The sequence below is a fragment of the Actinomadura chokoriensis genome, from assembly GCF_041463665.1.
Taxonomy (GTDB): Bacteria; Actinomycetota; Actinomycetes; order Streptosporangiales; family Streptosporangiaceae; genus Spirillospora; species Spirillospora chokoriensis_A.
In genome coordinates this window covers 51,641-65,716 of record NZ_JAXCEJ010000019.1, presented here as the reverse complement: position 1 = coordinate 65,716, position 14,076 = coordinate 51,641, and the positions used below count along the sequence as shown (strand labels likewise).

Here is a 14,076-nt window from a genome sequence, read left to right as displayed (position 1 = left end):
CATGGCGCCGGGTTTGCATTAACCCGACTCACACGGTCACCGGAGTCATCCGGTGTCCCGCCAGTTTCGGGGCCTGTCCGCAAGGAGTGGTACGTGCTCAGGAAATCTCTGCCGGTATTGATCTCAATGGCGACCGCGTCGCTGCTGTGCCTCACCTCCTGCGGCGGCGAGTCGGACGCGTCCGGCGGAACGGCCTCATCGAGCGGGAACACCATCAAGGTCGGTGTCCTCCACTCACTGAGCGGCACCATGGCCATCAGCGAGGTCACCGTCAAGAATTCCGAGCTCATGGCCATCGACGAGATCAACGCCGCCGGAGGGGTCCTCGGCAAGAAGCTCCAGCCGGTCGTCGAGGACGGCGCCTCGGACTGGCCCACCTTCGCCGAGAAGGCCCAGAAGCTCATCCGCAAGGACAAGGTCGCCACCGTGTTCGGCGGCTGGACCTCGGCCAGCCGCAAGGCGATGCTGCCCGTCTTCGAACGCAACAAGGCACTGCTGTGGTATCCGGTGCAGTACGAGGGGCTGGAAAGTTCGCCCTATATCTATTACACCGGCGCGACCACCAACCAGCAGATCGTCCCGGCATTGGACTATCTCAAGGAAAAGGGCAAGAAGAAGATATTCCTCGTCGGCAGCGACTACGTCTTCCCGCGCACCGCGAACAAAGAGATCAAGGCGTACGCCAAAGCCAACGGCATGACCGTTCTCGGCGAGGAGTACACCCCGCTCGGGACGACGGAGTACAGCACCCTCGTCAACAAGATCATGCAGGCGAAACCCGACGCGGTGTTCAACACCCTCAACGGCGACAGCAACGTCGCGTTCTTCAAGCAGCTCAAGAGCGCCGGCGCCGACGCCTCCTCGCTTCCGGTGATGTCGGTGAGCATCGCCGAAGAGGAGGTCAAGGGCATCGGGGTGGACAACATCGCGGGCCAGCTCGTCGCCTGGAACTACTACATGACGACCCCGGGCAAGACCAACGAGACGTTCGTGAAGGCGTTCAAGGCCAAGTACGGCGCGGACAAGGTGACCTCGGACCCGATGGAGGCCGGGTACAACGCCGTGAAGCTGTGGGCGGCGGCGGTCCAGAAGGCCGGGACGACCGAGGTCGAGGCGGTGAAGAAGGCCGCGGGCGGCATCTCCCTCGATCTGCCCGAAGGCAAGGTGACGATCGACGGCGCCAACCACCACATGCACAAGACCGCGCGCATCGGGGTCATCCAGCCCGACGGCACCATCAAGCAGGTGTGGGACTCGGGCAAGCCGATCGCGCCGGACCCCTACCTCAAGAGCTACCCCTGGGCCGCCGGCCTGTCCTGACCCGCCCCGACCCGCCCTGTTCTGTCCCCTTCCCGTCCTGACCCGCCCCGTCCGGTCCGTCCCGTGCCGTCGCACGGGCGGGCCGGGCCCGACGACCCCGATGACCAAGGGCACCGAGGAGTCGCATGGACGCTCTGCTCAGCCAGTTGCCGATCGGCCTCAGCATCGCCGCCGTCCTGATGCTGGTGGCGCTCGGCCTGACGTTCACCTTCGGCCAGATGGGGGTGATCAACATGGCCCACGGCGAGTTCATGATGGCGGGCGCCTACACGGCGTACGTCCTGCAGGACTGGACCGGGCGGGCCGCGGTCCTCGCGGCCCTGCCCGTCGCGTTCGCCGTCGCGGGCACGATGGGCCTGATTCTGGAACGGGCGGCCGTCCGCCGCTTCTACGGACGGCCTCTCGACACCCTGCTCCTCACCTGGGGAGTCAGCCTGGTCCTCCAGCAACTGGCGCGTGACATCTTCGGCGCGCCCAACGTCCAGGTGCTCGCCCCCCGCTGGCTCGACGGAGGCGTGCGGATGTTCGGATCGCAGCTCCCCTACACCCGGCTGTTCATCCTCGTCCTCGCGGCGGTGTCGGTGCTCGCGATCTGGGGCTACCAGAACTGGACCCGGCAGGGCCGCCGGATGCGGTCGGTCATGCAGAACCGCCAGCTCGCCGCGTGCAGCGGCGTCAACACCGGCCGGGTCGACCAGCTCACGTTCTTCATCGGCTCCGGCGCCGCCGGGATCGCCGGCGTCGCGCTGACGCTGATCGGCCCGATCGGCCCGAACCTCGGCACCTACTACATCGTCGACGCCTTCCTGGTGGTGGTCGCGGGCGGGCTCGGCCGGCTGCGCGGCGCCGTCATCGCCGCGCTCGCCCTCGGCCTGCTCAACTCCTACGCCGAGTTCTGGACGGACGCGAGCCTGGCCAAGGTGATCGCCTTCGTGGCGATCGTGGTGTTCCTGCAGGCACGCCCGCAGGGCCTGTTCGTCCTGCGCAGCCGGGCGCTGACATGACCGCCCGGTGGCGCGGAGCCGCGCTCTTCACCGCCGTGGCGCTGCTGGTCCTCGTGGTCGCGCCGGCCGTCCTGGACCCGTTCCGGCTCGGCCTGCTCGCCAAGTACCTGTGCTTCGCCATCGCCGCGCTCGGCATCGGGCTCGCCTGGGGCCAGGGCGGAATGCTCACGCTCGGCCAGGGCGTGTTCTTCGGGCTGGGCGGCTACTCGATGGCGATGTACCTCAAGCTCCACGACGCCGGGCCGGGCAACCTGCCCGACTTCATGGTGTGGAGCGGGGTGGAGCGGCTGCCGCTGCTGTGGAAGCCGTTCGCCAGCCCGGTGTTCGCCATCGCCGCCGCGGTGGCCGTCCCCGCGGCGGCCGCCGCGATCCTCGGCCTCCTGGTGTTCCGCCAGCGGGTGCGCGGCGCCTACTTCGCGATCCTCAGCCAGGCGCTCGCCGCGGCCTTCGTGATCTGGCTCGTGGGCCAGCAGGGCCTGACGGGCGGGACCAACGGGCTCACCCATTTCTACGACGTCTTCGGCCGCGACCCGGAGGAGGACGGCTCCAAGCGCGCCTTCTACTTCGTGGTGGCCCTGGTGCTGGGCGCGCTCTACCTCCTGAGCCGCCAGCTGGTGAAGAGCCGCTTCGGGCGGCTGCTCGTCGCGGTGCGGGACGGCGAGGACCGGGTCCGCTTCCTCGGCTACAACCCGGCCACCGTGAAGACCGTCGCGTTCGCGGCCTCCGCGGCCATGGCGGGCATCGCCGGGGCGCTGTACGTGCCGGTCGTCGGCATCATCTCTCCGTCGCTGCTCGGGGTCGTCCCGTCCATCGAGCTCGTGGTCGCGGTGGCGATCGGCGGGCGCTTCTCGCTGGCCGGAGCGGTCCTCGGCGGGGTGCTGCTGAACTGGGCGCACACCACCTTCAGCGAGCAGTACCCGAGCGGCTGGGTCTACCTGCAGGGTCTGATGTTCATCCTCGTCATCATGCTGGCGCCGGGCGGCGTCGCCGGAGCCGTGCGGTGGGCCGGCGACGCCCTGACGCGGCTCCGGGCGGGGACCCGCCCACCGTCCGCGTCCGGGTCCGCGGTGACCGCCGCGGCCGAAGGGAAGGAGGTGGCCGCCTCATGACCTCTCCCGCCGCGCCCGCGCTGCTGGACATCCGCGGGCTGGAGGTCGTCTTCGGCGGCTTCCGCGCCCTCGACGGCGTCGATCTGTCCGTCGAGCAGGGCGAGTTGCGGTTCCTCATCGGCCCGAACGGGGCCGGGAAGACCACCCTGATCGACGTGATCACCGGGCTGACCCGGCCGGCCGGCGGGTCGGTGACCTACGCGGGCACCTCCCTGGTCGGACGGCCGGAGCACCGGATCGTGCGGCACGGAATCGGCCGCACGTTCCAGACCTCCGTCGTCTTCGAGGAACTCACCGTCCTGGAGAACATCGACCTGGCCGCCTGCTTCCGCCGCCCGCTCGCCGCGCTGTTCCGGCAGCGGCGCGGCACCTCGGAGGCCGTGGCGGCCGCGCTGGAACGGATCGGGCTGACCGGCATGGCCGACCGGCCCGCCGGGGTGCTGTCGCACGGGCAGCGGCAGTGGCTGGAGATCGGCATGCTGATCGCGCAGCGGCCGAGACTGCTGCTGCTCGACGAGCCCGTGGCGGGAATGAGCCGTGACGAACGCGAGCGGACGGGTGAGCTGCTCACCGAGATCGCCAAGGACCACACGGTCATCGTCGTCGAGCACGACATGGAGTTCCTCCGGCGGTACGCGTCCCAGGTGACCGTCCTGCACGAGGGCAAGGTGCTCGTGGAGGGGGACGTCGCCGCGGTCCAGGCCGACCCCCGCGTCCAGGAGGTCTATCTCGGCCGGTCGCGGGAGGAGAAGGCGACGTGAGCGGAGCGAGCCGGAGGACGTGGGGCCCGGGCCGAGCGGCAGCGGGCGGGAGCCAGGGCGCGAATGGAGAGACGGCGTGAGCGACGTGATGCTTCAGGTGAGCGGAGTGCAGGCCGCCTACGGCCGGTCGCGGGTGCTGTTCGGAGTGGACCTGACGGTCCGTCCGGGCGAGCTGGTCACCGTCATGGGCCGTAACGGCGTGGGGAAGACCACGCTGCTCAACTCCATCATGGGCCTGCTGGCCCCGACCGCGGGCACGGTCACGTTCGACGGCACCGACGTGACGCGGATGCGCACGTACCAGCGGGTCCGGCTCGGCATGGGCTACGTCCCGCAGGGACACGAGACGTTCCCGCAGCTCACGGTCTGGGAGAACCTTCAGGTGACGCTGGAGGCCACGGGACGGCGCGACAGGGACGCCATCGACGAGGCTCTGGAGGTCTTCCCGCGGCTCACCGGCCTGCTGAAGCGCCGGGCGGGTTTCCTGTCGGGCGGGCAGCAGCAACAGCTGGCGATCGCCCGTGCCCTGGTGACCCGGCCGCGCCTCCTGATCCTGGACGAGCCGACCGAGGGCGTCCAGCCGTCGATCATCCGGGAGATCGAGGAGGCCGTGGAGAGGCTGCACAAGGAGCACGACCTCGCCGTCCTGCTCGTGGAGCAGTACCTCGACCTGGCCCTCCGGCTGGCCGACGCGTTCGTGATCATCGACGGCGGCACCGTCCGGCGGTCGGGAACCGCCGCCGATCTGCACAGCGACGAGGTCAAGCACCTCCTCGCCGTCTGAGCCGAGTGCCACCCCCTCGATCCGGTGGGCAATTCGGAATAAATCCGGACATTATGGTCGCCATTCTTTCGCCCGATCACGGTAACTCGATAAATGATCTACGAGGCCCATCGGGCCGCCGGACAGGAAAAGGATCGCCGCGCGCCGGTGCGCCAGCCCCTCGGCCGAAAGCGGACAGTGACCCGATCATAACTATTTGGCCGAGATCGAACTTCGCGCCGCGGCTCCCGTCAAGGCGAAAAAGCGTCCCAAAGCGGACGTAAGACGCCCCTCCAATACCACAAGTCACGGCCGCCACAGCCGATTGCCGCCTCTGAATAATTCCTATCATCCCGGTAGGGTTGATTTAGTATTTTCCCTCTGGATTTCCGGACGAATCTGCGGTTACCTTGTTCCCGTTCGACCGGAAGGGCCCGCCAAGTTGGGATCGCAGCAGTGTCGGCGGGACGAAATCGATCTTTCAATAAACCGGGTGGCGAAGCGCCGGAGCGGCGCAATGTGAGCGGAGATCCTCATGGTGGATTTCAATTTCAGTATCTTCTCGGCGGTCTCGTCCGCCGGTGCTGACGACACCGCTCTCACCGATCTCCTCGCGGCGGCGATCGGCCGGGCGAGCGATCCCGGGCAGTGGCGGACTGGGCGCGCCGGCATCTGGTGCACGGTCGCGCCCGAAGGGGCGCAGCACCGCCAGCAGGGCTGGAAACTGCACGTCGCGGCCACGCCGGCCGCCGCGCCCGAGATGCTCGCCCGCTGCCTGGAGGTGCTCCTCGCGGCGCGGTCGGCGTTCAAGTTCGCCGCCACGACCGACTTCGTCGCGGCGCTGAACGCGCGCAACACGCCACGCGGACAATCCGGCAAGTTCATAACAATCTATCCGGAAAGTGACACCGAGGCGGTCCGGTTGGCCGAGGCCCTGCACCGGGCGACGGCGGGCCTTCCGGGCCCGCGCGTCCTTTCCGACCGGCCCTATGCGCCGGGCAGCGTCGTTCATTATCGTTACGGCGCGTTCACCGAGGACCGGCGCATCAATAATGACGGTTTCTACGCCTGGATGATCTTGGATCCGGACGGTAATCCGGTGGAGGATCGGCGCGTCGGGCGGTACGCACCTCCCTCTTGGGCCACTTCTCCCTTTCCTGACAATGGGCTGCGCGTCACCCGGAGGACAGGCGGTTCCGGAAACAAGATCCTGATCAACGGGTGCTTCGCCGTCCGGGACGCCATCCGGCACACCAACAAGGGCGGAGTTTACCGTGCCGTCGACACCCGGACCGGGGAACCGGTGATTCTCAAGGAGGCGCGGCCGCATGTGGCGGCCGACTCCAGCGGGCGCGACACCCGGGACCGGTTGCGCGCGGAGGCGCGCGCCCTGGAACGAATCCAGGACCGCGGATTGGCGCCCCGACCGGTGGAGCTGTTCACCGAGAGCGGCCACCTGTTCCTCGCGCAGGAGATGATCCCGGGAACGCCGCTGCGGGACTGGGCGGCCGATTCCATCCGGGAGCGCGGCTGGGGCGCCCACCTGGCGCCGGCGCTGGGCATGGCGCGCCGGCTGGCCGACCTGGTGATCGGGGCGCACGCCGCCGGGCTCGTCCTGCGGGACTTCAACCCCAACAACGTCATGGTGCGCCCGGACGGTTCACCGGTCCTGATCGACCTCGAACTCGCGGTCGTCGCCGGCGATCCCGAGGAGGCCCCGCTGCGCGCCGGCACCCCCGCCTTCGGGGCGCCCGAGCAGCTCGCGGGCGCACGGCCGCACGCCTCCGCCGACTACTTCAGCCTCGGCGCCACCCTGTGCTACCTCATCACCGGCGCCCCGCCCTACTTCCTGGACGAGCGGCCCCGGCCGCGGCCCCTGGCCGAACGGCTCACCGAATGGCTGGCCGCCCGCACCCACGACCTGGACCTGCCCGAGTCCCTGCGGACGCTGCTCGTGGAACTGATGGCCGAGGAGCCCGAGCGGCGCTGCGGACCGGCGCGGGCGCGCACCGTCCTGACCTCCTGCCAGGACCTCTGCCTCGACGAGCGCGCGTACCCGCCCGCGCCGTACCCGCCGGGGGCGGACCACGACGGCGCCGAGCCGGAGTGGCTGCGGGAGGCGTGCGACCGGGCGGTCGAGGGGATCACCGACCATCTGCTCGCGTCCATGGACCCGCAGTCGGCGCAGTCGCTGTGGCCGATGTCCTGCGTCCACGGCGCGCCGGACCCGTGCAGCCTCCAGCATGGCGCCGCGGGATGCCTCGGCGCCCTGGTGCGGTGCATGGAGCACACGGCGGACCCGCGCCTTCCCGGCGCGGCCCGCACCGCCGCGCGCTGGATCCTGGAGCGCCTGGACGGCAGCGCGGAGCGGCCGCCCGGCCTGTACTTCGGGACGGCCGGCGCCGCGTGGGCGCTGCTCGACGCGGGGCTGGCGCTCGGCGACGACGCCCTCGTCCGCGACGCGATCGCGGTGGCCGAGGCGCTCCCGGAGGCCGCCGCGAGCCCCGACGTGACCCACGGGACGGCGGGCATCGGCATGACCGCCCTGCACTTCTGGGCCCGGACGGGGCGCGAGTCGTTCGCCGGACGCGCGCACGCCGCCGCGGACGCGCTCGCCGGTTCGGTGGAGGAGCGGCCGGACGGGCCCGTCTGGACCACGCCGGCCCACGTGGACTCCAAGCTCGCCGGCAAGTCCTACCACGGGTTCGCGCACGGGGTCGCGGGTCCGGCGTACTTCCTGCTCGCCTGCGCCGACGTGACCGGGCGCGCCGACCACCGGGCGCTCGCCGTCCGGACCGGGGAGAGCCTCCTGGACGCGGCGGTCCTCACGCCGCGGTCGGCGATGTGGGGCGCCGGGACCGGCGACCCGCCCACCGCTCCGTACTGGTGCCACGGCTCGTCCGGCATCGCGACGTTCCTGGTCCGGCTGGGCCGCGCCACCGGTGACCCGCGCTTCCTGGAGGCCGCCCGGCTGTCCGCCGGCGCGGTGACCGACCAGTCGTGGCGGGCGGTGCTGGGGCAGTGCCACGGCCTGTCCGGCAACGGCGACTTCCTGCTGGACATGGCCGCCCTGACCGGCGACGCCCGGCACCGCGCCGCCGCGTGGCGGCTCGCCCGGATCATCGTCGCCAACCGCGCGCACCGCGACGGCCGGATCGTCCTCCCCGACGAGCAGGGGGAGGTCTCGGTGAGCTGGGGCGACGGCCTGAGCGGGATGCTGGCGTTCCTCCTGCGGCTGCGGCACGGCTCGGACCGGCTGTGGATGGCCGACGCCGCGTCCGCGCAGGTCCCCCCGCCCGCGCGGGGCTCCGCCGCCGGCACGGCGGCCGGGAGGGCGTCATGACCCCGGCCGTGCCCGTCCTCCCCCGCATCCCGAGCCGCTCCGGCTTCGCCTTCTCCGCCGACGGCCGGTGGGCCGCGTGCCTGAGCACCGTCGACGACGGCGTCACGCTGGAGCGGTGGAGCCTGGACCGCGCGGTGCCGTCCCGGCGGGCGTTCGGCACCGGGTGGATCGCCACCGGGTGCGACGGCGAGCGGGAGACCCTCGACCGGCACAGCCGGCCGCTGCCGCTGGACGACGGCCGGGTCCTGCTGGCGCGCCCCGACGTGGACGCCCACGGCACGCCCACCGGGCACGGGACCGTCGTCATCGCGCAGGCCGGGCACGGCGGCACGACCGTCGCGCGGTCGTGCCGGGTCCCGGCGATGCTCGCCGGGCACCTGCTGGCCGGCCCGGGGACGCCGCAGACGGTGGTGCTCGTGACCGTGGAGGACGAGCGTCGGTCGCGGATCTGGGAGCTGTCGCCGGCCACCGGCTCGCTCGAACCGATCATGACCGTCCCCGGCGTGCTGGCGGGCGGGGTCTGGCTCGACGGCGGGCGCACGCTGGCGCTCGACCACACCGCCCCGGGCCGCCGGACCGACGGGATCGCGGTCGACCTGCGCGAGCGCTCCTGGCGCCGGGTCTGGTCGGTGTCCAGCGCGACCGCCGACAGGATCGTCGCCTGCGACCGCGGCGCGAAGGTGCTTGCGGTGACCACCGGCACGCCCGGCGCCCGGTGGACGGGCACGGCGCGGATCGGGCTGTGGTCGCCGGGGTGCGGCCCCGTCCGGTTCCCCGAGGCCCTGAACGCGCCGGACGCCGAGCGGACCCCGCTGACCTTCGACGCCTCCGGCGGGCACCTGCTGGTGAGCGAGGTCCGCGGCGCCACGTCCCGGCTGGTGGTGCACACCGCGGCGGACGACCGCGTCGAGCCCGTGGACCTCCCGCCGGGGACGCTCTCGCCGCCGGCCTCGTGGACGGGCGACCGCATCCACCTGCGCTACTCGGCGCCCCACCGGCCGCCGACGCTGGCGACCGCGCACCGCCCCCCGGCCTCCGGCTGGTCGCTGGAGCGGCGGGCGCCCGACGACGCGGCGGACTGGCGGCGCGCCGACCTGGTCGAGCTGCCGGGCCCGGCCGGGCCGATCGAGGCGATCGTCTACGGCGGCCCCGGCTGGCGGGAGAGCGAACGGCTCGTGCTGGCGCTGCACGGGGGGCCGCTGTCGGCCTGGCGGCTGGAGTTCGACCCGCTGTTCCAGCACCTCGCCGCCGCCGGGATCGCCGTGGTCGCGCCGAACTACCGCGGCAGCACCGGCTACGGCGCCCGGCACCTGCGCCCGGTCATCGGCGACTGGGGCGGCCCCGACCTCGAGGACGTCCTTCACCTGGCGCGCGGCCTCGCCGGGCCGCGCCGCAGGGCGGGGGTCCCCGGGCCGATCGTCCTCGGCGGCAGCTACGGCGGGTTCCTGGCGCTGCTGGCCGCCTGCCACGACCCGGAGCGGTGGTCCGGGTGCGTGGCGCTGGCGCCCTTCACCTCCGCCGCGAGCCTGTACCGCGACGCGACCGGCCCCGTCCGGGACCGGGTGGCGCGGCTGAACGGGCGGGGCGGCGGGGCCGACCCGCACACCGGACGCGACGTCCTGCGCGCGTGCGACGCGCTCACGGCGCCGCTGCTGCTGGCCCACGGGATACGCGACGAGGTCATCCCCGTCGCGCAGTCCCGGGCGCTGCGGCGGCGCCTCCTCGAACTCGGCAGGACCGAAGGGGCCGGCCTCGACTACGTCGAGGTCGACGGCGACCACACCGGCGTCGTCCAGGCGTGGCCCTCGGTCCTCCGGACGGCTGTGGTCCGCTTCTGCCTCGGCGCGGAGCGGATCCCGATTTCGAACTGCGAAGGGAGGTGAACCGAATGGAGATCTTCGACGGTGACCTCGTGGCGGCCCTGCAGGAGCTGCCCGAGACCGACCCGATCGAGATTGAGGGCATCCAGCTCGGCGGCACGTGCTCGTGCGTCGGACTGCTGACGCTGCTCAACACCGTGTGCGTCGGTATCTCGTGCGCGTGATGCCGTGCACCTCACGCGGCCCGGGATGACCGAGTAAGAGATCCCGCGTCCGCAGACACCGGTCACGGGCCGGCCGGAAGGCCGGTCCGTGACCGGACCCACTTGACACTGTAACCGACGCCGCCGAGAGCGAACGGAGCTGGACGAGCGTGCCCCTGACCTCGGCGCCCGCCGACCCGCCCGCCGATCCGGTGGACGAACCGGTGAACGGCGCCGGTCCCGGGTCGCGGGCCGGCGCGGCCGACCCGGTCGCGCTGCGCCGGGACGGGCGGCGGCTGCTGCGCGCGGCGGTGCGCCGCTTCCGCGGGCCGCTGGCGCTGCTGGCGGCGCTCACCGCGGTCCGCGCCGCGTCGATGCTGGCGATGCCGGCCATGCTCGCGAAGGCGGTCGACGCCGTTCGCGGCGGCGGCGACCTCACCGCCGCGGTCGCGGGGCTGGCCCTCGTGCTCGCGGTCGGCGCGGCGGCCGAAGCCGGCGAGGAACTGGCCGGCACCTACTGCGGCAGCCGCATCACCGCCTGGCTGCGGCACCGCCTGATCGGGCGGGTGCTGGAGCTCGGGGAGCCGGGCAGGCGGCGCTTCGCCACCGGGGACGTGCTGTCCCGGCTCACCGAGAGCGCGGGCGGCCCGGCGTCCTTCCCGACCCTGCTGGTGTCCGGCGCCGCGACCCTGGCGACGACGGCGGGCGCGGTGGTCGCCCTGGCCCTGATCGACTGGACGCTCGCGGTGGCGTTCGTCCTCGGTGTGCCGCCCGCCGTCCTCGCGCTGCGCGTGTTCGTCGCGAAAGCGAGCGAACCGTTCGCCGAGTACCAGCGCCATCAGGCGGAGATCGGCACCCGCCTGCTCGACGCCCGGCAGGGCGCCCGCACGATCCGCGCCGCCGGTACCGCCGACCGCGAGATCCGGCGGATCCTGCTCCCGCTGCTCCCGCTGGGCGCGGCAGGGCGGCGCACCTGGGCCGTGCAGGGGCAGGTGGGCTGGCGGCTGTCGCTGCTGGCCCCGCTTCTGCAGATCGTGGTGGTCGGCGTCGCCGGGGTGCGGCTGGCCGCCGGGGACGTCACCGCGGGCGGGCTCGTGGCCGCCGCGTCGTACACGTCCATGGCGGCCGGGGCGGCGGCGCTGTTCGACACCTTCGTCGCGCTGCTGAACTGCGAGGTCGGCGCCGGGCGTGTCGCGGAGGTCCTCGACGCGGCCCCGGCCGTCCGGCCGCCGGAGCGGCCCGTGCCGCTGCCGGACGGTCCCGGCGCGCTGCGGCTGCGGCAGGTCACCGTCCGGGTCGGCGGCCGGACGGTCCTCGACGGCCTGGACCTCGCGGTGCCGCCCGGAGCCGCCGTCGCGCTCGTCGGGGCGTCGGGGACGGGCAAGAGCGTGCTGGTGTCGACGATCGGGCGGCTCCTCGACCCGGACGAGGGACGCGTCGAGCTCGACGGCGTCCCCGTCGCCGACGTCGCGCTCCCCCGGCTGCGGCTGGCCGTGGCCTACGCGTTCGAGCGGCCCGCGCTGCTCGGCGCCACCGTGCACGACATGATCGCCTATGCCCGTCCCGGCGCCACCCGCGCCGAGGTGCGCGGCGCGGCCCGGACGGCGGCGGCCGACGGGTTCGTCCAGGCGCTGCCCGCCGGATACGACACCCCGCTCGCCGAGGCCCCGCTGTCGGGGGGCGAGCTGCAGCGTCTCGGCCTCGCCCGCGCGGCCCTCGCGGACGCGCGGCTGCTCGTCCTCGACGACGCCACGAGCAGCCTCGACACCGCCACGGAGATGCGGGTGACGCTGGCGCTGCGGGAGATCCTCGACGGACGCACCAGCCTGGTGGTGGCCCGGCGGCCCGCCACCGCCGCCCGCGCAGACCTGGTCGCCTGGCTCGACTCGGGGCGGATACGCGCGCTCGCACCGCACGCCGAACTGTGGCCCGACCCCCGATACCGTGCCGTGTTCGCGGCGGAACCCGGCGGGTCTCCAGGCGCTCCGGCGCCGTGCACGGCCGCGCCGGGGCCCGGCACATGACCGCCGCGCCGGCCGTCCGGCTGCTGCGCGGCCATCTGCGAGGGCGGGGGCGCGCGCTGCGCCGCCTCGCCGCCTGGTCGGCCGTGGAGGGCCTCCCGCCGTTCGCCTCTGGTCTGCTGCTCGCCCGCGCCATCGACGACGGGTTCCTACCCGGCCGGCCCGCGACCGGGCTGGCCTGGCTCGCCGCGCTGGCCGCGCTCCAGGCGCTCGGCGCGCTCGGCACGAGACGGATCTACCCCTGGCTCGCCGAGACCGTCGAGCCGCTGCGCGACTCCCTGGTCGGCGCCGTCGTCGCCGGCGCCGTGCACCGGACGATCGACCGGGCCGGCGACCCGCTGGCGGCGGGAGCGGGCGCCGGGGTCTCGCAGGTCACCGAGCAGGCGGAGGCCGTCAGGGCGCTGCTCGGGACGGCGCTGCGCAACATGCGGCAGATGCTGGCGGCCGGCATCGCGGCGATGCTGGGGCTGGCCCTGCTCGCCCCGCTGCCCGCCCTCGTCGTCGGCGGGTCGGTGGCCCTCGCGCTGGCCGTGTTCGCCGGGGCGCTCGGCGTCCAGGTCCGCCGGTACCGGGTCGTCGTCCGGCACGCCGAGCGCATCGGGGAGACCGCGGCCGTGATCGTCCAGGGCGTCCGCGACGTCGTGGCGTGCGCGGCCGAGCCGCGCGCCGCCCGCACGGTCGGCGCGGCGGTCGACGCGCAGGCCGAGGCCCTGCGGTCGTTCGCCCGGTCCCGGCTCGTCCGGATCCCCGTGCTCGTGCTCGGCGTGCACCTGCCGCTGCTCGCCCTGCTCGCCCTGGCGCCCCGGCTGGTCGAACAGGACGGGCTCACTACCGGCCAGGTGGCGGGAGCGGTCGGCTACCTGGTGACCGGGCTGCGTCCGGCGATCGTGCTGCTGGTCGACGCGGGCGGCACGCTGCTGCTGAGCCTCGTTGTGGTCCTCGGCAGGCTCGCCGAGGTGTGCGCCGAGCCCGCGGCGACGCCGGGGGCCGCCGCGCGGCTCGACGTCACGTCCTACGGCATCGAGGCCGAGCACGTGACGTTCGCCTACTCGCCCGACGCCGAGCCCGTCCTCTCTGATCTTTCCCTGCACGTCCCGGAGGGCACCCATCTGGCGGTGGTCGGGCCCAGCGGGACCGGCAAGTCGACGCTGGCCAACGTCCTCACCGGCCTCGCGCCGCCCCAGGGCGGACGCGTCACGCTCGGCAAGGTGCCGCTCGCCGACCTCGACCAGACGCGGCTGCGGTCGGCCGTCACGCTCATCCCGCAGGAGAGCTACGTCTTCGCCGGGACGCTGCGGGAGAACCTCGTCTACCTGCGGCCGGACGCCACCGCCGCCGAGGTGGACGAGGCCGTCCACGCCGTGGGGCTGGAGGAGACCGTGCAGCGGCTCGGCGGCCACGACGCGCGGATCCCGCCCGGCGGCGGGACCCTGTCGCAGGGGGAGCGCCAGCTCGTCACCCTCGCGCGCGCATACCTGTCCGCCGCCCCCGTCACGATCCTCGACGAGGCGACCTGCCACCTGCACCCCGCCGCCGAGGCCCGCGCGGAGACGGCCCTGGCCGAGCGCGGCGGCACGCTCATCGTCATCGCCCACCGCATCAGCTCGGCCGAGCGCGCCCAGCAGGTGCTGCTGCTGGACGATCCGGCCCCCCTCCTCGGGACGCACGACTCGCTGCTCGCCGACAGCCCCCTCTACGCCGAACTCGTCGGGCACTGGCGGACCTGACCCCC

The 14,076-nt window shown here is 73.4% G+C and carries 10 protein-coding genes; all 10 read left to right on the top strand.

The annotated features are described in order from the left end of the window. Window positions 1-126 precede the first annotated feature (126 nt). The 10 genes from urtA (at window position 127) to SM418_RS26535 (ending at window position 14,071) form a co-directional block, all read left to right on the top strand. Complete coding sequence (gene urtA / locus SM418_RS26580; RefSeq protein WP_371943984.1) at window positions 127-1,320, top strand: urea ABC transporter substrate-binding protein; 1,194 nt, start codon at window positions 127-129, stop codon at window positions 1,318-1,320. 125 nt (window positions 1,321-1,445) lie between these two features. Continuing rightward, entirely contained in the window at window positions 1,446-2,324 is an 879-nt protein-coding gene (gene urtB / locus SM418_RS26575) for an urea ABC transporter permease subunit UrtB (RefSeq protein ID WP_371943925.1), read from the top strand. Next, entirely contained in the window at window positions 2,321-3,433 is a 1,113-nt protein-coding gene (urtC, locus tag SM418_RS26570) for an urea ABC transporter permease subunit UrtC (RefSeq protein WP_371943926.1), read from the top strand. Before urtB ends, urtC begins: the two co-directional genes overlap by 4 nt. Then, window positions 3,430-4,194 carry an urea ABC transporter ATP-binding protein UrtD gene (urtD, locus tag SM418_RS26565; RefSeq protein ID WP_371943927.1) on the top strand — a complete coding sequence of 255 codons (765 nt, stop codon included), beginning with the start codon at window positions 3,430-3,432 and terminating at the stop codon, window positions 4,192-4,194. The genes urtC and urtD overlap by 4 nt, the downstream gene beginning before the upstream one ends. 76 nt (window positions 4,195-4,270) lie before the next feature. Next, window positions 4,271-4,978, top strand: a complete 708-nt coding sequence (urtE, locus tag SM418_RS26560; protein ID WP_504230349.1) for an urea ABC transporter ATP-binding subunit UrtE — start codon at window positions 4,271-4,273, stop codon at window positions 4,976-4,978. Between the two features lie 514 nt (window positions 4,979-5,492). Beyond that, window positions 5,493-8,300: a class IV lanthionine synthetase LanL gene (gene lanL / locus SM418_RS26555; RefSeq protein ID WP_371943928.1), complete on the top strand. Its 2,808-nt coding sequence runs from the start codon at window positions 5,493-5,495 to the stop codon at window positions 8,298-8,300. Next, window positions 8,297-10,183 carry an alpha/beta hydrolase family protein gene (locus tag SM418_RS26550; RefSeq protein ID WP_371943929.1) on the top strand — a complete coding sequence of 629 codons (1,887 nt, stop codon included), beginning with the start codon at window positions 8,297-8,299 and terminating at the stop codon, window positions 10,181-10,183. The genes lanL and SM418_RS26550 overlap by 4 nt, the downstream gene beginning before the upstream one ends. Window positions 10,184-10,188: 5 nt before the next feature. Beyond that, window positions 10,189-10,344: a VenA family class IV lanthipeptide gene (locus tag SM418_RS26545; protein WP_371943930.1), complete on the top strand. Its 156-nt coding sequence runs from the start codon at window positions 10,189-10,191 to the stop codon at window positions 10,342-10,344. A gap of 149 nt (window positions 10,345-10,493) precedes the next feature. Next, on the top strand, window positions 10,494-12,347 hold the full coding sequence (locus tag SM418_RS26540) for an ABC transporter ATP-binding protein (protein ID WP_371943931.1): 1,854 nt from the start codon (window positions 10,494-10,496) through the stop codon (window positions 12,345-12,347). Further along, window positions 12,344-14,071, top strand: a complete 1,728-nt coding sequence (locus tag SM418_RS26535) for an ATP-binding cassette domain-containing protein (RefSeq protein WP_371943932.1) — start codon at window positions 12,344-12,346, stop codon at window positions 14,069-14,071. Before SM418_RS26540 ends, SM418_RS26535 begins: the two co-directional genes overlap by 4 nt. The last annotated feature ends 5 nt before the right edge of the window (window positions 14,072-14,076 follow it).